Genomic DNA, 25128 nt, shown 5'->3' with positions numbered 1-25128 from the left:
TTTGTTTCAAAATTTTATCAATTTTGCCTTGGCGTAATTGTTGCTGTCGCTTCGCTTTCGCACAGAAAACACCTTGTTGCTGTCGCTTCGCTTTCGCACAGATAAATTGCCACAGGACGTGGCGTGCTTAGACACCCGCTGAAAGAAGTTAAAAAAAACCTTACAGCCACTTTGACTGTAAGGTTTAATAATTTTGGTGAAGATAAAATTAATCTTCGTGACGACGTGGTGCACGTGAACGACCTTGTCCACCTTCACGGCGTCCGCCATCACGGCGTCCGCCATCTCGACGATTGCCACTTCCGCCGCTTCCTCCACGACGATCTCCGCTTCCTCCACGACGATCTCCGCTTCCTCCACGACGATCTCCGCCACGTCCGCCTTCTCGACGTCCGTTAAAGCTACGGTTACCGCCACGTCCACGATCTCCACCACGACTGTTAGAACGCTCACGACGCATTGGTAATGGTCGTTCTTCAGTAATTGTTACTGGCGAGTCATCTGGCTCTTTTGTTATTGAACGAAGTGCAGCAGCTACAACATCGATTGCATCATGATTTTCAAGTAATTCTGTCGCAAGTGTACGATAATCACCTAAATCGTTGTTCGCAATAAGACCTTCTAGTGTCTCCACAGATAGGCGTTGTTGACCCACTAAAGCTTCGTCCGATGTTGGTGGCTGAAGTGGTGTCATACGTTTTTTCGTTGTTTCTTCTACGATACGTAAGTAACCCATTTCGCGTGGCGTTACAAACGTTACCGCAAGACCTGATTTACCTGCACGGCCTGTACGACCAATACGGTGAACATAAGACTCAGGATCTTGAGGAATATCGAAGTTATAAACATGTGTTACACCAGAAATATCAAGCCCACGAGCAGCTACATCTGTTGCCACAAGAATATCAATTTTATTTTCTTTAAATTGACGTAATACAGAAATACGTTTCGCTTGGCTTAAATCACCGTGAATCCCTTCAGCAAGGTAACCACGAATTGATAACGCTTGTGCAAGCTCATCCACGCGGCGTTTTGTACGTCCAAAGATGATTGCAAGTTCTGGTTGGTGAACGTTTAATAAACGAGATAAAACGTCGAATTTTTCACGCTCAGCAGCCTTCACAAAGTATTGATCGATGTTATCAACTGTTAATTCCTTCGCTTTAATTTTTACAATTTCTGGTTCACGCATAAATGTCTCAGCAATTTTACGGATTGCTGGTGGCATTGTTGCTGAGAACAATAATGTTTGACGTTCAGAAGGCACGTTTTCTAAGATCGAATTAATATCATCGATAAAGCCCATGTTTAACATTTCATCAGCTTCATCAAGTACCAATGTTTGAACATCTTCTAATTTTAAAGTACGACGATTAATATGGTCAATGATACGACCAGGTGTACCAACGATAATTTGAGGTTTATTTTTCAGTGCACGGATTTGACGGCCGATTTCTTGACCACCGTATACTGATAACAATTTTACACGTTTATCATAACCAATTTTATATAGCTCTTCTGAAACTTGAATCGCTAATTCACGAGTTGGCGCAATTACCAACGCTTGGATATTCGGATTTTTTGGATCGATTTTTTCGATAAGTGGAATCCCGAAAGCGGCAGTTTTACCAGTACCTGTTTGCGCTTGACCTAATACATCACGGCCTTCAATGGCAAAACGAATAGTACCTTCTTGGATTGGTGTTGCTTCTTCAAATCCCATACGCTTTACAGAGCGTAATGTAGATTCGCTAATATTTAATTCTGAAAAATTTGTCAAACTTCTCAATCTCCTTTTTTTGCTTTTAAGTTGACAAATGGTTACATTTTCAGATGAAGTTGTCGGCAAATTCGAGCCTGTGTTGTGGAACGTTTCCGTTACTTAAAATTTTTCCCTATATGATGTCACATAGAGCTCTCTTATATGAAAAGGAAAGCCCGGTCTTTACCGAGCGGTTTGATTCTGTCGTAATTATTCACTTTAGAATAAAACCGTTGTGTTCAAAAAAAAGTACTCTTCAATCAAATATGAAGAGTCTTCGCACAAAATGTATCCATTGCTTACACTAGTCTAACATGGGATTAAAACGTATGCAACGATAACGCATGAGTCGTAATAATCTGACTACTTTACGCACTCTTTAAAAATGACAAAACGTAAGAGAACCATTCAGTGCAATCTTCGCCATAACATATATGGTGCTTACCAGTATCAGAAAAATACAAGGTTTTTTCGTTAGAAGTTAATTGGTCATATAAAAAGCGAGCAGTGTGATAGGGCACAATTCCGTCTAATTTCCCTTGTACAATATACACCGGAATTTTAATATCTTTATAATACGGCTCCACCATTCGAACAAGCTTCATAAATTCTATCGTTGAGGATAATGGCACATGATTAAACTTATGCCGGTATCGTAAAAACAGCTCATTATTAGACAGATTACGATGGTATGCCTCAGTGGCCAGCATTTTAAAATCTTTGACCAGTTGCTTCGGACTCACATATTTGGCAGCAGCGCTTAGTAATACGAGCTTTTTCACTTTATAACGTTTGGCTAAATAGAGCGCTATAATGCCACCCATTGAAAACCCAACTACTATTACTTCATCTACTTTTTTGGCCAGAGCACGAAAAGCAAGCTCGGCATCCATTAACCAATGCTTAGCGGTGAAACCACGCATTTGTAATTCTTCTCCATGCCCTGATAAGGTAGGTTCTTCAATAAGCCAATTTGTATGCGTTCGTAAATAGGTAGTAAAAGGTTCTACTTCATAAGGTCCGCCTGAAAATCCATGTATACATAACACACCTACTGACATTACTTTCACCTCTAAATGTGTAACTAATTTTACGTCAATGCATGAAAGAATCGGTGAGAGAATGTCCCACCGATTCCTTGTTTCATTTTATCTCACATTAATTGCCCGTTTAAAGTTCACTTCGTAAATGCACGTAAGATCGTTTCTAATTTCATACCACGAGAGCCTTTTAGTAAAACGATAGACTGCTCGTTAGCCTGCTGTAGTTTTTCGATAATTGGCGTATAATCATCCTCTACATATAGCAAGTGGTCGTCATCAAATCGCTCTTTTAAGACTTCATTTAAATAAGCCATTCGTGGGCCAAATAAACATACATAAGCGATATCATCTGCATGAATATCCTTCGATAAATCTTCATGGAAACGCTTTTCATTTGATCCAAGTTCAAGCATATCACCTAACACAAGCCATTTTTCTGGGCGAATCGTTGTCGATGCGACAAATTGAATAGCCGCCTTTACAGAAGTTGGTGCAGCATTGTATGCATCATTAATAAACAATGCACCATTTGATCCATTCACTTGCTGCATGCGCATATCCGTAAGAGCTACTTGTTTTAAGGATGCACGAATTTGGTCATCATTTAAACCTAGCTGTTGTGAAATTAACATTGCGACTAATGTATTTTTCACTTGATGCTTCCCAAGAACTGAAATAAAGAAATCTCCTTCAATCACACCATGCGTAGAGAAGCCACTACCATCAGCAGTTGCTTCAATATTGTCTGCAAACAATAGATTGCCATGCTCTAGGCCAAATGCCACGGCATTTAACTGCTGATCTTTCGCAACTAGTTCTTGTAGCAGCGGTTCATCTCCATCATAAAATAGCACTCCATCTGGTTGCATTCCCTGGATTATTTCAAATTTGGCTTTAGCGATTCCTGCACGTGAGCCTAAATCTTGCATATGAGCCTCACCAATATTTGTAATCACTGTCATATGTGGACGTGCAAGTTTCGTTAAAAACTCAATCTCACCAAACCCACTCATACCCATTTCAAGTACAGCAACATCAGTATCTTCATCTAGCTGTAATACCGTAATAGGTAAACCTAGCTCATTATTAAAATTCCCAATTGTCTTTTGTACTTTAAAAAATGGTGTTAGCGTTCCTGCTAAAATATCTTTCGTCGATGTTTTGCCATTTGAACCAGTAATGCCAATAAACTTCGCCTTATGCTCACTGCGATAAGCACGTGCCATTTGCTGAAGCGCTACTTCTGGATCATCTACAAAGAGTAATGGTACATCTTGAGGTGGATTTGGTTCATCTTTCTGCCAAAGAGAAGCACCTGCTCCTTTTTCAATAGCCTGCAGAACGAATTTATGACCATTGGCCTTCTCACCACGAAATGGAACAAATAAGTCCCCTTGTTGAATGGTTCTTGTATCAATGGAAATTCCTGATACGACCGTGTCGCCAAAAGCTGGTACTTCTTCATTTAACCATGTAGCTAACTGCTTTAATGTTTTTTTCACAATAATCCCACTCAGTCTTTTTTATAGTGAAGCTGTTGTTTTTCTTCAAAACGCTCAATCGCTAGAGTAATCAGACGATCAATAAGCTCTGGGTAGCTTACATTTGTATGTTGCCAAAGAAGCGGATACATACTTACAGGTGTAAAACCTGGCATTGTATTCACTTCGTTAATATAAATGCTGTTATCGGCCGTCACAAAAAAGTCCGCACGAACTAAACCGCTTCCATCAATAGCTTTGAACGCACGTTTTGCTAGCTCCTGTAAATTAGATACTGTATCCTTAGGAAGCTCTACTGGAATAATAAGGACTGTTGAGCCATCTTTATATTTAGAGTCATAATCATAAAATTCAGTGACTGGTTTAATTTCACCAGGTACAGAAACTTCCGGGAAGTCATTTCCTAGCACAGCTAGTTCAATTTCACGAGCGATAATACCTTGCTCAATGACGATTTTACGATCATACTGTAAGGCTATTTCGATAGCCTTCACTAATTCATCACGATTTGTTGCCTTGCTAATTCCAACACTTGATCCTAAGTTTGCAGGTTTCACAAACATCGGCCACTCCAGTTTTTCTTCGCAACGAGCAAGGATAGCCTCCTGTTCATTAGCCCATTCACTACGAATGAAATACGTATATGGAACTTGTGGTAAGCCGGCAATTTCAAATAATTGCTTCATGATTACTTTATCCATGCCAGTTGCTGATGCTAACACACCATTTCCTACATACGGTAAATTTAGAACTTCAAGTAAACCTTGAACAGTTCCATCTTCACCATTAGTACCATGAAGTAATGGGAAAATTGCATCAAATTGGACAGATTTACCATCTTTATCAATTAAAAAATCTGTAATATTATTTTCTAAAATAGTGGCATTACCACCAAATTGTAATTCTTCAATTGTACTTGCAGGTTTTTTTAGACACTCACCGCGGCGCCATTCTCCTTCAAGGGTAATGAAAATCGGATATACTTCATACTCCTCGAAATTCAAAGCTCCCGTGACTGCACGTGCTGTCGATAATGACACCTCATGCTCTGCTGACTTTCCACCGTATAATAAACCGATTCTTTTTTTCATTTTTGTGCCCTCCACATACTTCTTGAGTACTATTAGTTTATCATGAAACGTCTTGATAAATGACATCAATTTCGCCTTGGCGTAATTGTATCTGACGCTTCGCTTTCGCTACATAAAACATTTGTTGCTGAAGCTTTACTTTCGTTACATAAAACATTTGTAACTGACACTTGCTTTCGTTACACAAAACATCAAAACAATTACTGAATGACGATAAAAATCTCACCGTAATTTTGACGGTGAGATTTAGTGTATATTCATTCTACGTACAAATGAATAGATCAATTATGCCTTGGCATAATTGACTTCTTTCAGCGGGTGTTTGGATACCCGCTGAAAGAAGTTAAATAATATAAATCAATTCATCGTGCTCATTTTTCAAAATTGTATTTTTTAAATCATCCCATACCTCATCCGGGTAGGAATACTCTGACAGATTGCGAATTTCGATACCGTAAGCTACTTTAGGCTTTTCAATTCTATACAATGATAACAATGCCCCATCTTTAGTAAAAGAACGATAGGCACGCAAAAATTCCGGCGAAATAGCAGGAATACTTGATTTCACCTTCCGTCGCCAAAAACCAGTGCTACGTTCCTTTTCACGAATCAAACTGTTCAAAACATTAGCAATGAGTAAATCGGAATCACTTAAATGGCGAAAATAAATTTTAGTCATTTTATCTAAATCTGAAGAATAGTAGACAAATCGATTTTGTAATTTATTAAAAAATGGCGAAGTAATCGGTTCCTTTTTATGGCTTATGTAAAGCAACTCTCCTTGTTCCATCGGTGTTAGTTGGTCTAGCCTCTTCTCATCCATAAAGTCTATCCAACACAATTCTTTGGATTCGGTAGCTTTTTTTACAAACTGAGGTACTTCCTCTTCTAGTACATAATCAAACTGTGTATGCATATTAAAGGAACCATCTTCATAGGAATGTTTCAATAACAGTAAGTGATGCAGTGGTTCAAGTGCAGCCACAAATTGCGAGAATTTCAGCCCGCTAAAAACAACAAATTTATCGACCTCATTCACATGAACATAAATATGATACATAAAATCTTCAGCTGACTTCAATTTTTTAGCCACAACCATCACCCCATTCTTCACTACATTATAAAACTAAACATGAATTTTTTGAAACATTTTATGTTAATAATCGTCATAACAATATTCACAGGCGTAAAAATGTTTTTTACGGTATAATATGAATGTTAAAGATGCTATTGCATATACGTTTTTTAACTACTCGGAATGAGCACATTTAGTACGAATATAATTCTATTCATTTCTTACAAATATTTTGAGAGGATTCTAAACCAAAAGCAAGTATTGAACCCCCTAGTTCACACGCTCACTTCGGTTTGATATTTGCCTCTTGAGGATGCACCTTTTAAATATATTTGATAGTATATTGAATTGGAATTAATTTAAATCAAATTTACTCATTAAGAGATACTATTTTGATATAGGTGGCTTGTATGGAAAATAAACGAAATTTCGCGAATCGTTTTGACTGGACGCTCGCTTTTATACTTTTAACCTTCCTAGTCGTAAGTTTGTTAGCCATTGCGTCGGCGCAAACATCGGGTCAGTATGGCGTTAACTATGTTCCTAAACAATTGCAATGGTACATCATTTGCTCAGTAATTATTGGAATAGTTATGTTTTTTGAACCTGACCAATATAAAAAAATGTCTTGGTATATGTACGGTGCAGGGATCTTCTTATTAGTACTGCTTATCTTCATGCCAGAAGGAACAGGACAAATCGGTGAACGTATTAATGGTGCAAAAAGCTGGTTTAAGACACCACTAGGAAATATTCAACCCTCCGAGTTCATGAAAACCTTTTACATTTTAGCACTTGCTCGACTTATTAGTAAGCACAACGAAGTTCATTCCTTTAGATCCTTAAAAACGGACTTCATATTACTAGGTAAAATCGGTGCTACACTATTACTACCTTTAGCTCTTGTTATGAAACAGCCTGACCTTGGTTCAGCATTAGTATTCTTTGCCATTACAGCTGCAGTTGTCATCGTAGCCGGCATATCATGGAAAATCATTTTACCAACTTTAATAAGTGGCGCTGTAGTAGGTGGTTCTCTTCTATGGATGGCACTCTATATGCAGAGTTTTTTAGAGAATACATTCGGCTTTAAACCATATCAGTTTGCTCGAATCTATTCTTGGTTAGATCCATATTCATATTCTTCTAGCGATGGATACCATTTAATTACTTCCTTAAACGCTATTGGTTCAGGTGAAATTTTCGGAAAAGGTTTCCGCGGTCGTGAGGTGTACGTTGCCGAAAATCATACCGATTTTATTTTTACGGTTATCGGTGAAGAATGGGGTTTTATTGGTGCTAGTATCGTTATTTGTTTATTCTTTTTATTAATCTATCATTTAACAAAAACTACACTATTATTGAAAGATCCATACTCAACATATGTATGTGCCGGTATTATTGCAATGATTACATTCCACGTATTTGAAAATATCGGTATGACTATTCAGTTATTACCTATTACTGGTATTCCCCTACCATTTATCAGTTATGGGGGAAGTTCATTGATGGGGAATTCACTAGCCATCGGTCTTGTTTTCAGTATGCGTTTCCACTATCGTACTTACATGTTTACTACTCACGATGATGATGATTAATTATGGATATAAAAAATGGGTAGCCTCATTAAGAGACTACCCATTTTTATTTGTAAAACGAGTTAAGCTTGAACTTGCGGTGTTTGCGTTGGTGGTGTGAGCACTTTTAAAAGTTCAAGTCGAGACTTTGTTACAGTGGCTGTTACACCCAACTTAGATAAATTCGAAACAATCTTTTTCAAATCTACTTCTTTTGTCATACATTCCACCTCAATCTTTCCTCGATTTTATATAACGTTTTATTTCCAAAAAAGTTTCGTTTTTGCATGCGTATGATGTCTGACAAGTTAATCTCTTTCTATCATACCATTTAACTTTGCTTTAAAATTTTTCATTTTTGTTACAATGTAAATTTCCCCTCTTCTCAACCATTTACCACTAAATAGAAAAATTCAAACGTTAATAAAATAAAATACCTATATACCCTCTAGTAGTATACCCTAGAAATAATTTAATACTCTATGCGACATTCGATACAAAAAATTAAAAATGGAATGAGTCCATTTAGTTACTTACTTTAACTGGTCATTCATTTTTAGTATCAACATAATTTCATTGTTAACAGTCTGTCGTTTTTTATACATTGTTTCAGCCTCGTTTTTTTACTGCGCTCGCTCCAATTTTACCACTGTACTTAATAAGTCGGCCTGCCTTCGCTATATATACATACACCTTAACAAAATGTCATTCCCCTACTTTTAGAAATAAGCAACGAAGTACTTAAGCTGTTTTAGCTTCCGTTTTCTTGTAATAACAATAACAAGAGAGGTAGAATATACATAGTAAAATATTGTATGAAAGCAGGTTACTGTATGAAAAAGGCAATTTTATTATTGATGTCTGTCCAATTCCTCGTCTACCTAGGATTTGGAATTATTATACCTGTCTTACCTGAGGTTATAGTTCAGCAAAATTGGGATAATATACATGTAGGTGGCTTACTTACAGTGTATTCGCTCGCCAGTTTTTTCACTGCACCTCTTTGGGGTATGCTGTCCGACAAGGTAGGTCGTAAGCAACTTATATTAATAGGCCTTGTAGGTTTTAGCTTAAGCTTTGTTATTTTTTCGTTATTTATTGATAATTTAGTAATGTTATACATCTCACGCGTTGTGGGTGGTTTATTCTCGGGAGCACTATATACAGCTGTAACAGGCTTTGTAGGAGATATGTCGAGCGAGGAGGATCGCAATAAATATATGGGTCTTATGGGCATGTCCATCGGGCTCGGTTTTATTTTTGGTCCAGCAATTGGTGGTATGCTCGGACACTATAGCTTGCAACTACCCTTTATCGCTTCAGCAACACTAATTGCACTATTATTTATTTATGCAAGTTTCGTTTTAAAAGAACCTACAAAACGAAAAGATACAAATAAACGCGCAATTGTACCAAAGGGTGCTACCAATATGTTGCAGTACCGTGTGCGATATTTATTTATGTTCTCATTTTTAGTAACTTTTATGCTAGCAGGAGTGGAAGCGACGTTCCAGTTGTTCCAAATTGATCGAATTCAAATTACACCATTACAAATTGGTTATTTGTTTATGTTTAGTGGCTTTGTAGATGCAGCTATTCAAGGCGGTGTTGTTAGACGAATTAAAAACGGAAGCGAGACAACTTGGCTAATAGGTGCACAAATTGTCACAGCAATGGGTATGCTTTTATTCACTTTAACAGCTAACTTATTTATGGCAGGTTTTGCCCTTTGTGTTTTTACAGCAGGAAATGCACTCGCAAGAACATGCGTTGTATCTCTTTCAACTAAAGAATCTGGAGGTCAATACGGGACTGCTGCAGGTCTTTCCTATTCAATGGATAACCTAGGACGCATTCTAGGTCCACTATTCTTCACTTGGCTATTTACTATGCAATCTAGTTTAGGCTATTATACTTCAGCAGCAATAGCCGTCGTTTCGATAAGTTTAATATTTATTTTTAAAGCATCAAATAAATCTTTACGACATGAATAATTTGTTGATAAAAAGCCGTAACTTAATAATGATTCAAAGTATGTAAAACACGTCAAGGAATATTGGACTCCTTAAAGCGGAATATTGGAGGGCTCTGTATGAACAAAACAACAAATCTTTTACTTCCAAAAGAGCTAGAATCGTTTCGTTTTGAAATTGAAGATACACTACTTTCAGCAATGATTATCACACCTTATAAGCGATCAACTACGTTAACGGAAAGTAAATTTGCTGGAGAACCTTATTTACCATATTACCAGACATATCCGAAAGATATTGCAGGCGAGCCTATGCGGCTATTAGCTCAAATTAACTTTGCAGAAATGCCACCATTAAAGGATTTCCCATCTCAGGGTATTCTGCAATTTTTTATTTCATCTAATATTTTCGCAAATGCTGATCATTATCACGAGGATATTTTTCAGCAATTTTATAAAATACGTTTTTATCCTACCTTAAATTTTGAAGCAACACCCCCTAGTCAGGAGTTTTTAGCACAAGCAGTAGACGATCAGTTCCCTATTCGTCAGGAATTAGCATTACAATTTAAACCAATCCAAGAACCTGTTTCTGCTTTAGATTATCGGGCTGTACATTATTTACCAAACTTAATTCCTTCATCAGAAGATGTTGATTTACGGGAGATTTATTTACAACACTTCTTAGGGGCTGGAGCTAAAATTAGCGGTTATGCCTATTTTTTAGAGGAGGATATCCGTCACGAATCACAGCTCCTTAAACGATATGATGTATTGTTACTCCAAATCGACTCTAATGATGAAATCGGCATTATGTGGGCAGATAGCGGTGTTGGGAAATTCTTCATCAACCGAGAAAAGCTCCTCCTAAAGGATTTCTCTGATATTTTATTTCAATGGGAGCATTACTAATCATTTATTTTCATTCAGCAACACGGTTTTTATGTGCGAAAGCGAAGCGACAGCAACACGTTTTTTCTGCGCGAAAGCAAAGATACAACCATTACAATACAACAAAAGGCAAAATTGATTCTGGATTACCTCGTTCTTGTGTTTTGGAGGTAATCCTTTTTCATGCTTACTAACAAATTTCATATCTTCTTTCCACATATAAAGTAAGTTATACTAAGTATATTGCGCAAAAATAGTAAAGGCAGGTGTAGGGATGAGTATTTTTACAGACGTTGGATATCTAGTACCTTTAATTATGTTTGTTAATATTTTAGCAGCAATGGTCATAATTTTTTTGGAGCGTAAAGATGCCACTTCTACATGGGCATGGATTCTCGTACTTTTTTTCATTCCATTAGGTGGGTTTATTATATACTTGATGTTCGGACGACAACTACGAAAAAAACATTTATTCCGTTGGGAAGGACGCAAGGATATCGGTATCGATAACCTCATTAGCTATCAGACAGAAGCGATTCGAGATAATACGTTCGAGTTTCGAATCGAAAATGCGGCAACTTATAAAGAAATGATTTATATGCATCTTAAAACAAATAATGCTGTATTAACGCAGGATAACCACATTGATATTTTTGATGATGGTGCCAATAAATTTGAGCAGCTACTTACAGATATTGAGACAGCAAAAGATCATATTCACATTCAATATTATATTTTCCGTTTAGATGACCTAGGTACACGCATTGTTAATGCACTTATTAAAAAAGCCAAGCAAGGAGTTAAGGTAAGAATCTTATATGATGAAATGGGCTCACGTAATGTTAAAAAACGCCATTTCAAAGAATTGCTTAATGCAGGTGGTGAAGTCGAAGTATTTTTCCCATCTATTTTGCCACTTATAAACCCACGTTTAAATTTTAGAAATCACCGGAAAATTGTTGTGATTGATGGCCGTATTGGTTATATTGGTGGTTTTAACGTCGGAGATGAGTACCTTGGTCTACAAAAAAAGTTTGGCTATTGGAGAGATACACATTTACGTATTGAAGGTAGTGCCGTCCATCCATTACAAACACGCTTTTTACTTGATTGGAACCAAGCTTCCGCACAACAGAAAATGGGCTATTCAGACCGTTACTTCCCTGCTATTCCGAAAAAAGGCGATGTAGGCTTACAAATCGTGTCTAGCGGACCTGACTCTGACTGGGAGCATATTAAAATGGGCTACTTAAAGCTTATTAATATGGCGAAAAAGTATATATATATTCAAACGCCCTATTTCATCCCTGATGTTAGTTTTTTAGAGGCTATTAAAATTGCGACGCTTTCAGGCATTGATGTAAGGATCATGATTCCAAATAAGCCTGATCATATGTTTGTTTATTGGGCTACATATTCATACGTAGGGCAATTATTGCGTGCAGGAGCAAAAGTTTATATTTATGAAAAGGGCTTTATTCATGCTAAAGCAATTATTATTGACGATGAAGCATCTACAATCGGAACTGCAAACCTTGATGTACGCAGTTTCAGTTTAAATTTTGAAGTAAATGCCTTCATCTATGACTCAACGATTTCACATCAGCTTGCCGAGGTGTTTGAAAAGGATATTTTTGATTGCACTGAATTAACTTTGGAAATGTACAAAAACCGTTCCACATTAATTAAATTTAAAGAATCCATTTCACGCTTATTAACACCGATCTTGTAGAATACAAAAAAGGAAGAGAGCTAGTTCGTCATTACGAACAACTCTCTTCCCTTTTTTTATTTCACGCCTAGATATTCTTCTAGCGTTATATTTTGTTTTTTAATGTCTTTTGCTATGTCTACACCAACATAACGGTAGTGCCATGACTCATACATATAACCTGTGATGTCTTCTTTATTTTTGGGGAAGCGTAAAATAAAGCCGTAGTCTTGAGCATGTGTAAATAACCATTGACCTGCTGGTGTTTCACCAAATTCTTCAGTTAGCCATAATTTATCTTTACCGCGCTCCCCTATATCAAAGGCCAAACCGGTTTGATGCTCTGAATAACCTGGGCGAGCACTATAGCGATCAGCGGCAGCTTGCCCATCACGGTTAACATAGTTATTATATAATGTTGTTTGATATTCAAAAGATCGATAGCCGCTAAAAGCTACTAGATCAAAACCTTGTTGTTTAGCTGCAGCAAACATTTGATTTAGAGCTTGACGTGCCTCAGGACTTTCTTCAGGCGCAAAGGTAGATGGTAGCGGATATATTTTATTCGCTAATAAAATACCTTTAATATATGTCGGCTCAGTTGGTAATGTTTGATTTGGTATATAGCCATTTTCATCTACCTTCTGCTCAGGCTTCACAGGATTATCCGCTGTTTTTGTCGGCTCTTCCTTTACAGGTGAATCTTTTTTAGTTGGTTCTGCAGTTTGTTGTTCCTGATCATCTGATGCATTACTTATCTGTTTATTTTTATAGTTATAAACCACGAAAATCGATACAACAAGCACCACTGAGATTAAAGCACCCAGAATGAGTGGTAAACGTTTCTTTTTCACTATTTTTTACCCCTTTTAAAGTTATCCAGTACTACATGGAAAGGATCCTCTTTCAAAGAATTTAGAAAGAACAGTCCTAGTAAGTACCGATACTATTTTGTACTATATTGGTTCATCACCCAAAGTTATGGATACTTTTGTTAAAACGTCTACTATGTGAATAAGTTGATCTTCGTTACGACTGGGCGACTCCTTGGGGATTAGCGTCACGGAAATCAACCACACGTTTTGGTGATGATCCACTATATTGGTATAGTCTCATTTTAGCACTGTTCACAATTTAGGGTGTAGATTTTCACCAATGATTTTAAAATTAATATGTTAGTCTGTGAGAATAATAATAAACACTACTATAGAAGCAATAGAGAAAAAGATTGCCATATACTTCATCCATTTTGCTTCTTTTATATAACCTTGCTCTTTAAAACTTTTTGCCCTAAATCCATTCGATACGGCAAACATAATCGTCATTGCAAAAACCGCAAAGTTAAAATTACCCATGATAATAAATGCGATCGCCGCGATACTAAAAATCGCGACTAGAATAGATGATAGCCACTTTGTATTCATCCTACTGTCCTCCTAAAAAAATCGAGGCTACATAGGCGCCTCGACAAAATTATTTTATGAGTTTACTTTTTCCGGATGTTCCGAATAAAATTTTCGACCGATATATGTTTGAATAATCAACAATGCACCGCTGACTGACCAGTAAAGTGGTAGGGCTGCCATAGATGACATCGAGATAAAGACAATCATAATTGGTGAAATATAAATAAACATTTTCATTTGTGCTTTTTGTTGCTCAGGTACTGTCCATAATGATACACGTGCTTGAACTAAATATACAAGACCAGCGACAATTGTCATTGCGATATCAGGTGAACCTAAGCTAAACCATAAAAATTCATGTGATTTCACATCTGTAGAATATAAAATGGAGAAATAAAGACCCATGATAATTGGCATTTGAATTAACATTGGTAAACAGCCCATGTTAAGTGGATTGATACCATGTTTTTTATATAATGCCATCATTTCTTGTTGATACTGCGTTTGCTCTTCTTTTGTCTTTGCTTCCTTCATCTTTTTCTGAACAGCTTCCATTTCAGGCTTAAACGCATCCATTTTCGTTTTCATATTTTGTTGCGAACGATAATTTTTTAACATAATCGGCATTAATATTAAACGAATAAGGACTGTAATAGCGATGATTGCTAAACCATAGCTACCTGAAAACATAGTGTTACCGAAAAACTCCAATAAAAATTCCATAGGTTTTACAAAGATACTATAGAAAAAACCTTCTTTGTTTTGCACAGCTTGACAGCCACTAAGAACAAAAACGACAAGTCCAAGCATTGAAAATAGCTTCAAATTTTTCATTTTTCCACCTACTATTATTTATCAACTAAAATGAAGTATACATTATAGGGTCTATTTTTATCAAATAGCAAGTGCTACTATTTCCATTGTCATTGATAGCAATAAAAGATGCGAGCTTTAGCATCGCTAATACGTTCGCATCTTTTTATTAATCATCTTTTGACTTTAAACGTTTTGTAGCTCTGATTCCGCCATCTCAAAACGATAAAACTCATGATGTAGCTCGTCTCGGAAATGTTTGGGCGTTACCCCAGTATATTTTTTAAAGATGCGGGTAAAATAGCTTTGATTACAGAAATGGAATTGATCTGAAATAGAAGTTATACTTTTATTAGTGTGTCTAAGGTAGTACTGTGACTCTTCTACTCGACGAACATTTAAATATTCAACAAGTGTAATACCAACATGTTCTCTAAAAATACGTGATAAGTGACTAGTACTTATATGAAAATTATTTGCGATGCTTTCCACTGTTAAGTCATTTTCCAACTCATCATTTATATACATTATTACTTTATTAACGGTCTGGTGACGGAAAGTCGGTTGCTTGCGATCTGCGATAAAGTAAACAAAAAAATCAATTAAATCATCCGCGAATTGTAAAAATTCTGCGTCTTTCATTTGATTTTCAATCATATCATTACAAGCAATGTTAAAAGCAAAAGCTTTTTTCGAAGGAACTTGATTGTCTAGCAATTTACGTGCAACAATTGACGACAAAACAGAAAAATAACTTCGAACAATTTTAATGACTTGTTTGCCAAATCGTATTGAAAGAATATCAATTAATTTATGCAAAGATTTCTTAGCCTTTGCAGATTCTAAATGGTAAATTTCAAATACTAATTTCGACTCAATATTAAAAAATTCTTCTACACCGATGTATTGGTTAATACTATCGATTTCCTGAAAGTATCTTTTGGATATCGTTTCTGACATAGAATGTTGATGTAGTTGCATAATCTTCCCCATCTTTCCTCAGATTGCACGAATTGCTTTTACAATTCTTGACACCAATCTACTTATTTCAAAATAAGAAAATAGTATTTCCTTATTATTTGTACGAATTGAGCCATATTTCATAATTATATAATGAATATAACTTAAAAAATAACCCAACTATACCACCAGTTACAAAAAAAATTAGGCTATACAGTGAATTTTACCATATTCTGCGATTTCCTTTCAACCACATTTTGTCTTTCACACTAGTTCTAATTTATCATATATACACAGTAGAAACCTCGTAAACTTATTTCGTCCAATTAAATTTTACCATATATATATCAATTTGAATTAGTAATTATTTTAAATTTGTTACAAATTATGTAATGGTGTTTTACGCCTATATTTTTCATCAATCGACATTTCTCTTTTTTATTCCGAAATCTTCTCTATATAATTTATATGAATATGTAGTAAAATAGATGATAATACTATTTTTAAAAGTTTAGACGAGGTGTTAATAGTGGATCCAAAACAAATAGAAGAAATTATGGAGATTATTAAAGAGTTTTTCCCAGAGAATACTTCCATTGCAATCTCCGATACAAACGAATACTTGTACTACCAAGCAAGCAAAAAAGTTGATTTAAAAATCAAACCTGGCGACCCAATTAAAGAAGGCTCAGCAGCTCATAAAGCGTTAAACTACGGGCAAAAGATTAGCTCTTACATTGAGCCTGATGTATTTGGAGTAGCCTATTATGGCATGAGTATTCCTTTAATGGAAGAAGGCGAAACTAAGGGTGCTATCACTGCCATCTTCCCACAAAAGCCATCAGCATTTTTAACGAACTACATTACTATTAAAATTGATGACTGCTGGTACCCAATCAAACATGATCAAGTTATTTATCTTGAAACACAGCTTCGAAAAACATTTGTTAAAACAATGAGTCGTGAAGGCTATCACCGCTTAAACCTAAGTGATCTTGAGCTATTTTTAGCACCTGATTCATTTATACGTTGTCACCGCTCTTATATCGTTAACATTGACTACATTGATGAAATTCAACCAGATTCTCATTCAACGTTTTTATTAATCATGAAAGACGGTACTCGTATTCCAGTTAGCCAACGCTACGCAAGTTACTTCCGTCGTTCTTTAGGTTTCTAATTTTTTATAAGTACAGCGAGCATTTTTAATGTTCGCTGTACTTTTTTACTTATTGATGTAAATGCTCTTCATCAAAGGTTAGAGATGACATTGCTTAAAACGTATGCCGTGTGATTAAGTTGATTGGAGTGGAGGCTGGGCGACTCCTTGGGGATAGCGATAGAAGAACGAAGGCTAAAACCATCACATCCTGTGATAACGCCTTCGTGACCAACATCCTGTTGCCCCGACGCCCCCAGGAAGCTTTGCTCTGTGCGAAAGCGTAGTGCTAACGTAGCGACAGCAACAAAGCGCCCAGCCGAAACGGAAATCAACTCCACATTATATTATTGAGCCTTTTAAAAGGAAATCCTTTAAAAATAAAGTAGCTCTACATTAAAACGTTTTCTCTGTCGAAAATTCGATTTTATGCTCATTTTTCCTATTTTTACTCACTTTAATGCTATTTCTAAAGTATTTGTGACAATTTGGTGATAGTATTATTCAAATGGTTGGAGTCATACTACAACTAAATAAACAGAAAATTCTTACACGTTTTTTCTAGTTTTGTAATCGGTTTCCATCAAACTTTTTAGGGGAGGACTTTTTAATGGATGCAATTGTTCAAAAACGCCTAGGCTTAAAAGAACTTGAAAGTAAAATTGTTACTGCTGATGCAGCTGCAGCACTTATCTCTAACGGTGATGTAGTTGGTATGAGTGGATTCACTCGTGCGGGGGACGCAAAAGTTGTTCCTATGGCATTAGTAGAGCGCGCTAAAAACGAAAAATTCAAAATTGATGTATATACAGGAGCTTCTTTAGGACCTGAAGTTGATAAATACTTAGCTGAAGCTGGTGTTATCCGCAAACGCGGACCATTCCAAGGAGATGCGGGTATTCGTAATTTAATTAACTCTGGGGATGTACTATATGTAGATGCTCACCTTTCACATAATGCTGAATTAGTTCGCCAAGGAATTATCGGACCAATCAAATATTTAATCCTTGAAGCTGTTGCTATTACAGAAGATGGCTTCATTATCCCAACGAACTCAGTAGGTAACTCACCTATCTTTGCTGAATACGCTGAGAATATTATTATCGAATTAAATATCTCTCACCCAGAAGCTTTAGTAGGTATCCACGATATCTATGTACCAGCTGAGCAAGGTAAACGTGAAGCGATTCCAATGACTGATGCTATGCAACGCATTGGTGATATCGGTATCAAAGTTGATCCATCTAAAATTAAAGCGATTGTTATTTCTGAAGAGCCTGATGCTCCTTCATTAATCGTACCACCAGATGAAGAAACACAAACAATGGCGAACATTTTATTAGACTTCTTCCGTGATGAAATTAAAGCTGGTCGCTTAACAAAACAATTAATGCCATTACAATCTGGTGTAGGTTCTGTTGCAAACGCTGTACTTGACGGGTTCGCTGATTCAGAATTTGAAGATTTAGTTGTTGCTTCTGAAGTACTTCAAGATGCTGTATTCAACTTAATTGATGCTGGTAAAGTTAAATTTGCAGCAGCTACTTCAATTACGCTAACTGAAGAATTACAGAAAAAAGTATACGGCAATTTAGAAAAATATGCTGATAAAATTTGCTTACGTACACAAGAAATTTCTAACCACCCAGAGCTTATCCGTCGTTTGGGTCTAATCTCAATCAACACTGCTCTTGAATTAGATATCTATGGAAACGTAAACTCAACACACGTATCTGGTACTCGTATGATGAACGGTATCGGTGGTTCCGGTGACTTTGCACGTAACGCACGTCTTGGTATTTTTGTTACTAAATCATACGCAAAAGGCGGCGCTATCTCTTCAATCGTACCAATGGTGTCTCACGTAGACCACACTGAACATGATGTTGATGTAATCGTAACTGAGCAAGGTATTGCTGACTTACGTGGTCTTGCACCACAAGAGCGTGTACCTTTAATTATTGAAAACTGTGCACACCCAGATTACAAAGAACAACTTTGGGATTACTATAACCGCGCTCTAGAAGCAACTGGCGGCCATCAAACACCTCATATTTTAGAGGAAGCACTTTCTTGGCACGTAAATCTTGCTAAAAACAAAACAATGAAAAAAGAAGTTTCTAAAGCTTAATTTTCATAATTCAAGAACGCCTCACTAAGTCAAAAACTTAGGAGGCGTTCTTTTTTGTCGAAAATGGTATAATAAGAGTGATATTCATTCTCACTAACATATAATTTTCTATCGGAGGAGCTATGAAGAAACTTATCTATTTTATTATATTCTTTTCATTTTTCGACCTATTTACCCAGCTTCCTGTCATGAGTACATACGCTGAATCTTTAGGGGCATCAGCCTTCATTACCGGCCTAGCAGTAGGTATGTATTCCCTTTCCAATACATTTGGTAATATAATCTCTGGTTTTTTAACAGATCGTAAAGGACCATTCGTTATTTTAATCCTAGGTCTCTTAACAACAGGTCTTTCATTATCACTTTATAATTTAGTAGAAGAGCCTATTGTTCTATTAGCAGTCCGTTTTGTTCATGGATTAGTTGCAGGCTTTATCGTCCCTGCTGCTTTCACATTTTTAGCAAATGCAACTGAGCAAGAAAAAAGAGGTAAGGGCAGCGCTATCTCTGGAGCATTTGTTGGTCTCGCCGCAATAGTCGGACCTGCATTTAGTGGAATTTTAGCGAGTCGTACTAGCGTACCATTCGTTTTTAATATAACTGCAAGCTTTATGCTCTTGTTAGGGATACTTGCCTTCTTTTTACTAAAATCAAATCAAGTAAAAAGAGAAAAATCTGCGCCAACTACAAACATTTCTATTCATGTACTTTTGAATAATCCAGGTACATTAAAAGCCTTCTCTAGTGCCTTCTTTTTAATGTTTTCCCAAGGGGTTATTGCCTATCTCCTTCCACTAAAAGTGCAATCTTTAGGTTTTGATTCACGTTTAAGTGGGACTTTGATGAGTACATTTGGAATTATTGCTGTTCTTATATTTATTTTGCCGACTAACCGTATTTTCGATAAGGTTGCTCCCATTAAAACATTATCATTTGGGTTAGGTTTAATGGGGATCAGTCAATTATTAATTAGTCAAGCAGATTCAAGTACGTTACTTTATATTGCGATGGCCTGCTATGGTATCGGATTTGGCTTCTTATTCCCATCAGTAAATTCCCTTTTAATCGACTCCACGACTGCTGAAATCCGTGGAAAAGCCTATGGTTATTTTTATGCCTTCTTTTCACTAGGAGTTGTTCTAGGTTCCTCATTGCTCGGATGGCTCTCACTAGGTATTGTCAGCGGCTTTATTTTTACTGGAATTGTATTATTAGTATTTGCAACAATCATTATATGTACACAAAAAAGACCTTCTCACGTGGAATGAGAAGGTCTTCTTATTATTTCTCTTTTTCGTGAATTTCTTCATGATAGTAATTGATACCTGTATGTCCTCCACCTTCAGCAACCATTTCATTTGAAGCTATTTTTGTTGGAGACGTTCCGGCTTCTGTCGCTACTTCAGTAGATATACGCTCTGAAATGTTTTCGTGCATCCCTATATTCGTTGTATTCAAATAAGATGCTAATTTAGATTTTGCATTACTAAACATACTCAATGCTTTATCACGGTTTTCTTTTTTACTTAAATAAGATGCTGCTAAAGTTAATCCCACTAGCACAACACCTGATCCTTTACTTTTTGCCATTATAAATCCCTCCCAAAAATATAGAAACTGGCTCTGTATTATATCTTTTCCCTATTTTTTAAGGACTAAACATAATTTTTATATACGTTACAGCATATATAAAGATAGAGTGGTCATCTATTCCCCTTCGCTTCCATTATATAAACACATTTCTTAGTACGTCTGTACTTTTCCAGACATAGTTAATTATTCTCCTACAAATTTTATGGTAAACATCTATTTTTCAAAATCACGATTTTTTTGTAACTTTTTATGATTATAAAGGACAAGCAAAGGGAATTAATGAATTAATACTAATAACAGGAGAGTGATTTTCGTGAAAGATTTAGATTCAGTATATGATTGGGTAGACATGGCTTCATTAGTAGGTGGAGCAGGCATTTTAACAATACTAATTTATAGTATTTTACTGTAAGGAGCGGCATGGATGGTTTACATTAAAAAAATCAATTATGCCTTAGCATAATTGCGTCCGGAATCGGCTTTGTGCAAGCACAAAGAACTCCTTTCCGATTCTGTGACATCCTCCGGAGGATTTAACTTCTTTCAGTAAATGTTTTACAAAAACATTTACTGAAAGAAGTTAAAAGGCAATCCGCTTATAAATAAGCAGATTGCCTTATTTTTTATCCCTCGTTAACGGGCAGTAGTTTTCACCATAAAATTTTAGCAAAATTAAAGAAGTAAGGTGGGATCAAAACTGCCCGTAAACGCCCGATTGGTGAAGACTAATAATCCGTGGGGATGTAAAAAAATCCCCACGGATTAAAGTTTCACTTTATTGTTTTACATCATTGTAAGCAGCAGATTTTTCAAATGCTGCAACTACATACGAGCAAACCGCTTCCATTTTATAGCCTTGCTCACGTGCATAGGCTGCGGCATGATCCAATAATTTTTTGGCCACCCCTTGGCCACGGAGCTTATCTGATACATATGTGTGATCCATGACCATTACTTGACTTTTTTGCTGCCATGTAATTTCCGCTAATCTTTCCCCTTGTTGCTCATAAACAAAAGCATGCTTTTTTTCCGCTAGCTGTTGTAATTGAAATTCCATTTCTCACCACTCCTTTTTATCATAGTATCATAGCTTTTTTAATGTAGCACTTAAAAAAGTCCATCCATTTCAAGCGTGTTGATTAGGGAAAAAATGGGTTTATTATTGAACGAAAAAAGGATTTTTTTGCTGCTATTTTACTAATAAATTTCCATTTTCAACCGATTGTAGCGTAGGGCTACTCGACTCCCGCGGGAAAACGAGACAGACGAGACCCTGAGGCCAACATGATGTTGGTCACGAAGGCATTGTCACAGGACGTGACGCATTTAGCCTTCGTTCCTTCAGCGGAGGAAGCGGCTCGACGCTCGCCCGCAGGAAGCCTTGCTCTGCGCGAAAGCGTAGCGGCAGCAACAAAGCGAGTAGCCCGTAGCGGAAATCAGAGCATTCTAATTAATTAGAGTGGATAAAAATGGCTAAACAACACGCCTGCATCCATTTAAAAGTAAAAGAATCTGCTACTTCCCTCTAGCAATCAAGAGAAAGTGTTGCAGATTCTTTTCTATGAATTAATTAAACCATGATGCGATTGTATCCTTTAAATTAGCAAAGAAATTTTTCACACTTTCCCAGAATCCTTTATCTTCCATTAGTGATCCGAATTTATCTTTAATGGTACTGCTAATATCATCTAATTGTTTAGACCATTTACCAAAATCAATATCTAGTTTACTAATTTTGTTCATCAAATCAACTAGCAATTGACGGTCCTTTTCACTTAGATTAATTTCTAGCTTGTTTAATTGCTCTTGCACAATCTTTTCAACCTCTTCTTTAGTGGCTGGCTTTGATTCTGCAATTTGTTTTTTGATTTCTGTTAGTAACTCTGCAACCTTGGCATCTTCCACTCCTGCCGATTGCGTAAGAGTAGTTGCTACTGATAGCTCGTCATTGGCAACATCTGTACGTTCAGTATCAAGCTTTTCACCTGTTGTTACTTCGTAAGCTTTGTATATTCCCACAAGCGCTGAATGACCTGTTACAGCTTTAGGTGCAGCCACCTGTACTGTTGCATCCTCAATACCTGCAGTTAGCATGGCATTTGCATACATTTCAGATGTCACCTGTGTAATGTTTGATGGTGTAACAATTTCAATAACTAAACCTTCTCCTGCATTCTTACGCGTGATTTTAGCGGAAGAATACATACGAGAACTTGAATTACTATCTTTAATATATTTAACTAAGTCTTGACCTGAGACTGTTATTTCTTCAACTTCAGGCTCTTCGTCCACTTTTAATGACTTTTTAACAGACTCTTTTTCAGCCTCAGATAAATTTGCACCATATACGACAATCGGTACTCCTAATTTTTCATCAATTGCTTTTGGTGGCGTATTATCAGCCGCAAAACCTGTTGCTGGTGCCATCAAGCCAAATACCAACATAGTCGCTGTTAGTATTTTCATCCATGTCTTTTTCAAATTGTGTGACCCCTTTCGTCAGAAAACTCATTTGGCCTGTATAATGTTTGCCAATCCCTTACTAAACAATTATTAGTACGAAAAAAAGACGAGAAGGTTTCAAAGGGCTCTCGTCATTTTCTTTAATTTTATTTAGTAGTCGTTATACTATCTTAGTTAGAAGAATGTCTCCTAAATTTCCTCAGTCCAACCATCCTGCTGTTTCACTTTACCAGCTTTCATAAGTGTACCTAACGCTCGTTTAAATGCACCTTTACTCATGTTAAATATTTCTTGCACTTCATCAGGCGAGGATTTATCGCCAAATGGCATTTTGCCTCCAACCTCTTGTAGATAATTTAATATTTCTAGTGCATCACCTGAAATACGCTCATGCTTACGTGGTAAAAGTGAACCATTCATTGAACCATCATCTTTTACATCAATTATACGAACAACTACGTCTTGTCCAAGACGAGGTTCTGCATTACGTTCTGATTCATGGACAAAAATACGGTACGGACTTTCTACACCTAATAAAAATGAGCCAACTGGTAATAAACGATATGGGCGTGCCTTAATGTTTTTATTGTGCAGGTCTTCAAATGCACCTTCATATAATTCCGAAATTTTTTCTTCAGTTGCCAAACGTCCAAATAAATCACCATTGCGATCTGTGCGCAATGTCATAAATAAATGGTCGCCTGGTGCTGGCCAAAGCTCTGTTATTGCAGGTAAATCTTCAGCTTTCACTAGCACCTCGCGTGAAGTACCGATATCTACAAAAGCCCCTTCACGCTCGACTACTTTTAGAACACGAGCCCAGCCATATTCCCCTTGTACGAAAGATGGGATAGCTGTTGTAGCTGCTAAATCACCACGACGATCCGCAAATAAAAATACTTCAAGGCGGTCACCTACTGCAAGTGGCTCTGTTACCTCTGAAGCATTTAAGGGCAGTTCGTCAACTCCATTTGTTAATATCCATTTCGATGCTTGTTGCTCTAATACAGTTAATGTAACAACTTCACCTGATTTTAATTCGTTCATATTGTCTTCCTTTCCTTCTTACCATCATTTTCGCAAAAAAACTTATCCGCCGAAGGCTTTAACATCTGTAGCTGTCGCTACAATAAACATTCGCTGATAGAAGTTAAAAGTTATGATGTGTTTTAGATGCCTCTAGTTTTTTCGCGATATCCGGATTTTCTTCCATTACCTGCACAAGATCCGCAATTCGATCAATTGAATTCCAACTTAAATGATGTTCGATACCTTCTACATCATTGTATATTCGCTCTTCATCTACACCAATGATTCGCAAAAATTGCTCTAGAAGCTCATGGCGCTGTACAAGACGTTTTCCAAGCTTTTCTCCTTTAGGCGTCAATGTAAGGCCACGGTATTTTTCATAAACTAAATAACCATCTTTATCTAATTTTTGAACCATTTTTGTAACAGAAGAAGGAAGAACAGATAATGCTTCAGCAATGTCAGACACACGAGCATACCCTTTATTAGTGATTAATAAATATATTTGTTCGATATGGTCCTCCATACTAGGTGTTGGCATATCCTATTCCCTCTCTTTCCTTTTCTTACTCTCTAGTTTACTACAAGCTTGCCTTAAAAGTTAACTGAAAATACATATGCCAGAAAAACAATACATGTACACCATAAAAAGAACCAACTTCATATGTTGGCTCCCATGTAGTTGAAAAATTTGCGTCAATGAAATTAAGGTGTCTTTAAATCAATTATGGCTTTTAAGCAAAATGAGTGGTTGATTTCCGTTCCGGCTGGGCGCTTTCCTGGGGGCGTCGGGGCAACAGGATGTTGGTCACGAAGGCGTTATCACAGGACGTGATGATTTTAGCCTTCGTTCCGCTCCCACTTCGCTCCAGGGTCTCGGGCCAACAGATGTCTTTTGCGCGAAAGCGTGAGTGCAACGTAGCGGCAGCAGCACGATGTTGGTCACGAAG

Annotated in this window: 23 protein-coding genes; 7 read left to right on the top strand and 16 right to left on the bottom strand. The window is 36.8% G+C overall.

Translation table 11 applies throughout. The features are described from left to right. Nucleotides 1–208: 208 nt before the first annotated feature. The 5 genes from ACQKMI_RS24605 to ACQKMI_RS24585 form a co-directional block, all read right to left on the bottom strand. A complete protein-coding gene (locus ACQKMI_RS24605; RefSeq protein ID WP_427493163.1) occupies nucleotides 209–1780 on the bottom strand; it encodes a DEAD/DEAH box helicase in 1572 nt (523 codons plus the stop codon). 350 nt (nucleotides 1781–2130) lie between these two features. Beyond that, complete coding sequence (locus tag ACQKMI_RS24600) at nucleotides 2131–2823, bottom strand: alpha/beta hydrolase (protein WP_427493161.1); 693 nt, start codon at nucleotides 2821–2823, stop codon at nucleotides 2131–2133. A gap of 116 nt (nucleotides 2824–2939) precedes the next feature. Next, nucleotides 2940–4307, bottom strand: coding sequence for a UDP-N-acetylmuramoyl-tripeptide--D-alanyl-D-alanine ligase (locus tag ACQKMI_RS24595; protein WP_427493159.1), 1368 nt, complete (start codon nucleotides 4305–4307; stop codon nucleotides 2940–2942). Nucleotides 4308–4318: 11 nt separating this feature from the next. Beyond that, nucleotides 4319–5398 (bottom strand): D-alanine--D-alanine ligase, encoded by a 1080-nt coding sequence (locus ACQKMI_RS24590; RefSeq protein ID WP_427493157.1) that lies wholly within the window; start codon nucleotides 5396–5398, stop codon nucleotides 4319–4321. A gap of 343 nt (nucleotides 5399–5741) precedes the next feature. Beyond that, entirely contained in the window at nucleotides 5742–6497 is a 756-nt protein-coding gene (locus tag ACQKMI_RS24585; RefSeq protein ID WP_427493186.1) for a hypothetical protein, read from the bottom strand. Nucleotides 6498–6883: 386 nt separating this feature from the next. Here ACQKMI_RS24585 and ACQKMI_RS24580 point away from each other — a divergent pair, with 386 nt between their 5' ends. Beyond that, on the top strand, nucleotides 6884–8071 hold the full coding sequence (locus ACQKMI_RS24580) for an FtsW/RodA/SpoVE family cell cycle protein (RefSeq protein WP_427493155.1): 1188 nt from the start codon (nucleotides 6884–6886) through the stop codon (nucleotides 8069–8071). Nucleotides 8072–8133: 62 nt separating this feature from the next. Here the strand turns inward: ACQKMI_RS24580 and ACQKMI_RS24575 are convergent, their stop codons facing one another. Then, a complete protein-coding gene (locus ACQKMI_RS24575) occupies nucleotides 8134–8271 on the bottom strand; it encodes an Lmo0850 family protein (RefSeq protein WP_004232019.1) in 138 nt (45 codons plus the stop codon). 612 nt (nucleotides 8272–8883) lie between these two features. Here ACQKMI_RS24575 and ACQKMI_RS24570 point away from each other — a divergent pair. The 3 genes from ACQKMI_RS24570 to cls all read left to right on the top strand — a co-directional run bounded on the left by ACQKMI_RS24570 (nucleotide 8884) and on the right by cls (nucleotide 12645). Beyond that, complete coding sequence (locus ACQKMI_RS24570; RefSeq protein WP_323651475.1) at nucleotides 8884–10044, top strand: MFS transporter; 1161 nt, start codon at nucleotides 8884–8886, stop codon at nucleotides 10042–10044. A gap of 98 nt (nucleotides 10045–10142) precedes the next feature. Continuing rightward, complete coding sequence (locus tag ACQKMI_RS24565) at nucleotides 10143–10934, top strand: YwqG family protein (protein WP_427493153.1); 792 nt, start codon at nucleotides 10143–10145, stop codon at nucleotides 10932–10934. 253 nt (nucleotides 10935–11187) lie between these two features. Then, on the top strand, nucleotides 11188–12645 hold the full coding sequence (gene cls / locus ACQKMI_RS24560) for a cardiolipin synthase (RefSeq protein ID WP_427493151.1): 1458 nt from the start codon (nucleotides 11188–11190) through the stop codon (nucleotides 12643–12645). A 56-nt stretch (nucleotides 12646–12701) separates the two neighbouring features. Here cls and ACQKMI_RS24555 read toward each other — a convergent pair whose 3' ends face one another. The 4 genes from ACQKMI_RS24555 to ACQKMI_RS24540 form a co-directional block, all read right to left on the bottom strand. Beyond that, entirely contained in the window at nucleotides 12702–13478 is a 777-nt protein-coding gene (locus ACQKMI_RS24555; RefSeq protein ID WP_427493149.1) for a M15 family metallopeptidase, read from the bottom strand. A gap of 321 nt (nucleotides 13479–13799) precedes the next feature. Next, nucleotides 13800–14048 (bottom strand): hypothetical protein, encoded by a 249-nt coding sequence (locus tag ACQKMI_RS24550; protein WP_427493147.1) that lies wholly within the window; start codon nucleotides 14046–14048, stop codon nucleotides 13800–13802. A gap of 54 nt (nucleotides 14049–14102) precedes the next feature. Continuing rightward, complete coding sequence (gene yidC, locus ACQKMI_RS24545) at nucleotides 14103–14864, bottom strand: membrane protein insertase YidC (protein WP_323651480.1); 762 nt, start codon at nucleotides 14862–14864, stop codon at nucleotides 14103–14105. A gap of 165 nt (nucleotides 14865–15029) precedes the next feature. Then, a complete protein-coding gene (locus ACQKMI_RS24540; RefSeq protein ID WP_079562523.1) occupies nucleotides 15030–15824 on the bottom strand; it encodes a helix-turn-helix transcriptional regulator in 795 nt (264 codons plus the stop codon). Between the two features lie 508 nt (nucleotides 15825–16332). Here ACQKMI_RS24540 and ACQKMI_RS24535 point away from each other — a divergent pair. The 3 genes from ACQKMI_RS24535 (at nucleotide 16333) to ACQKMI_RS24525 (ending at nucleotide 20361) form a co-directional block, all read left to right on the top strand. Then, complete coding sequence (locus ACQKMI_RS24535) at nucleotides 16333–16983, top strand: LytTR family DNA-binding domain-containing protein (protein ID WP_049663393.1); 651 nt, start codon at nucleotides 16333–16335, stop codon at nucleotides 16981–16983. A gap of 589 nt (nucleotides 16984–17572) precedes the next feature. Next, nucleotides 17573–19093 (top strand): succinate CoA transferase, encoded by a 1521-nt coding sequence (locus ACQKMI_RS24530; protein ID WP_427493145.1) that lies wholly within the window; start codon nucleotides 17573–17575, stop codon nucleotides 19091–19093. Nucleotides 19094–19215: 122 nt separating this feature from the next. Further along, a complete protein-coding gene (locus ACQKMI_RS24525; protein ID WP_427493143.1) occupies nucleotides 19216–20361 on the top strand; it encodes an MFS transporter in 1146 nt (381 codons plus the stop codon). A 13-nt stretch (nucleotides 20362–20374) separates the two neighbouring features. On the opposite strand, the gene ACQKMI_RS24520 is transcribed toward ACQKMI_RS24525, so the two are convergent. The 6 genes from ACQKMI_RS24520 to ACQKMI_RS24495 form a co-directional block, all read right to left on the bottom strand. Next, nucleotides 20375–20683: a hypothetical protein gene (locus ACQKMI_RS24520; RefSeq protein WP_427493141.1), complete on the bottom strand. Its 309-nt coding sequence runs from the start codon at nucleotides 20681–20683 to the stop codon at nucleotides 20375–20377. A 778-nt stretch (nucleotides 20684–21461) separates the two neighbouring features. Further along, nucleotides 21462–21743, bottom strand: a complete 282-nt coding sequence (locus ACQKMI_RS24515; protein WP_427493139.1) for a GNAT family N-acetyltransferase — start codon at nucleotides 21741–21743, stop codon at nucleotides 21462–21464. A gap of 509 nt (nucleotides 21744–22252) precedes the next feature. Then, nucleotides 22253–23167: a DUF1002 domain-containing protein gene (locus ACQKMI_RS24510; protein ID WP_323651485.1), complete on the bottom strand. Its 915-nt coding sequence runs from the start codon at nucleotides 23165–23167 to the stop codon at nucleotides 22253–22255. A 171-nt stretch (nucleotides 23168–23338) separates the two neighbouring features. Then, the gene (locus ACQKMI_RS24505) at nucleotides 23339–24196 is read right to left on the bottom strand and encodes a CvfB family protein (protein WP_323651486.1); all 858 of its coding nucleotides are present in this window, start codon (nucleotides 24194–24196) and stop codon (nucleotides 23339–23341) included. Nucleotides 24197–24299: 103 nt separating this feature from the next. Beyond that, nucleotides 24300–24719, bottom strand: coding sequence for a transcriptional regulator MntR (gene mntR / locus ACQKMI_RS24500; RefSeq protein ID WP_079562516.1), 420 nt, complete (start codon nucleotides 24717–24719; stop codon nucleotides 24300–24302). A gap of 193 nt (nucleotides 24720–24912) precedes the next feature. Continuing rightward, nucleotides 24913–25128, bottom strand: a 216-nt coding sequence (locus ACQKMI_RS24495; protein WP_427493136.1) for a hypothetical protein, incomplete at its 5' end; no start/stop codon positions are given.

This window comes from Lysinibacillus sp. NPDC097214, from assembly GCF_050277945.1.
GTDB lineage: Bacteria > Bacillota > Bacilli > Bacillales_A > Planococcaceae > Lysinibacillus > Lysinibacillus xylanilyticus_B.
This window is presented reverse-complemented; position numbering and strand designations above follow the sequence as displayed.

Excerpts from the sequence above, each read along its gene's own strand:
- ACQKMI_RS24540 (WP_079562523.1), bottom strand. The coding sequence starts at position 15,824 with ATGCAACTACATCAACATTCTATGTCAGAAACGATATCCAAAAGATAC.
- ACQKMI_RS24505 (WP_323651486.1), bottom strand. The coding sequence starts at position 24,196 with ATGAACGAATTAAAATCAGGTGAAGTTGTTACATTAACTGTATTAGAG.
- ACQKMI_RS24525 (WP_427493143.1), top strand. The coding sequence starts at position 19,216 with ATGAAGAAACTTATCTATTTTATTATATTCTTTTCATTTTTCGACCTA.
- ACQKMI_RS24590 (WP_427493157.1), bottom strand. The coding sequence starts at position 5,398 with ATGAAAAAAAGAATCGGTTTATTATACGGTGGAAAGTCAGCAGAGCAT.
- ACQKMI_RS24600 (WP_427493161.1), bottom strand. The coding sequence starts at position 2,823 with ATGTCAGTAGGTGTGTTATGTATACATGGATTTTCAGGCGGACCTTAT.
- cls (WP_427493151.1), top strand. The coding sequence starts at position 11,188 with ATGAGTATTTTTACAGACGTTGGATATCTAGTACCTTTAATTATGTTT.
- ACQKMI_RS24550 (WP_427493147.1), bottom strand. The coding sequence starts at position 14,048 with ATGAATACAAAGTGGCTATCATCTATTCTAGTCGCGATTTTTAGTATC.
- ACQKMI_RS24570 (WP_323651475.1), top strand. The coding sequence starts at position 8,884 with ATGAAAAAGGCAATTTTATTATTGATGTCTGTCCAATTCCTCGTCTAC.
- ACQKMI_RS24580 (WP_427493155.1), top strand. The coding sequence starts at position 6,884 with ATGGAAAATAAACGAAATTTCGCGAATCGTTTTGACTGGACGCTCGCT.
- ACQKMI_RS24530 (WP_427493145.1), top strand. The coding sequence starts at position 17,573 with ATGGATGCAATTGTTCAAAAACGCCTAGGCTTAAAAGAACTTGAAAGT.
- ACQKMI_RS24565 (WP_427493153.1), top strand. The coding sequence starts at position 10,143 with ATGAACAAAACAACAAATCTTTTACTTCCAAAAGAGCTAGAATCGTTT.
- ACQKMI_RS24515 (WP_427493139.1), bottom strand. The coding sequence starts at position 21,743 with ATGGAATTTCAATTACAACAGCTAGCGGAAAAAAAGCATGCTTTTGTT.
- ACQKMI_RS24585 (WP_427493186.1), bottom strand. The coding sequence starts at position 6,497 with ATGGTTGTGGCTAAAAAATTGAAGTCAGCTGAAGATTTTATGTATCAT.
- mntR (WP_079562516.1), bottom strand. The coding sequence starts at position 24,719 with ATGCCAACACCTAGTATGGAGGACCATATCGAACAAATATATTTATTA.
- ACQKMI_RS24575 (WP_004232019.1), bottom strand. The coding sequence starts at position 8,271 with ATGACAAAAGAAGTAGATTTGAAAAAGATTGTTTCGAATTTATCTAAG.
- ACQKMI_RS24520 (WP_427493141.1), bottom strand. The coding sequence starts at position 20,683 with ATGGCAAAAAGTAAAGGATCAGGTGTTGTGCTAGTGGGATTAACTTTA.
- yidC (WP_323651480.1), bottom strand. The coding sequence starts at position 14,864 with ATGAAAAATTTGAAGCTATTTTCAATGCTTGGACTTGTCGTTTTTGTT.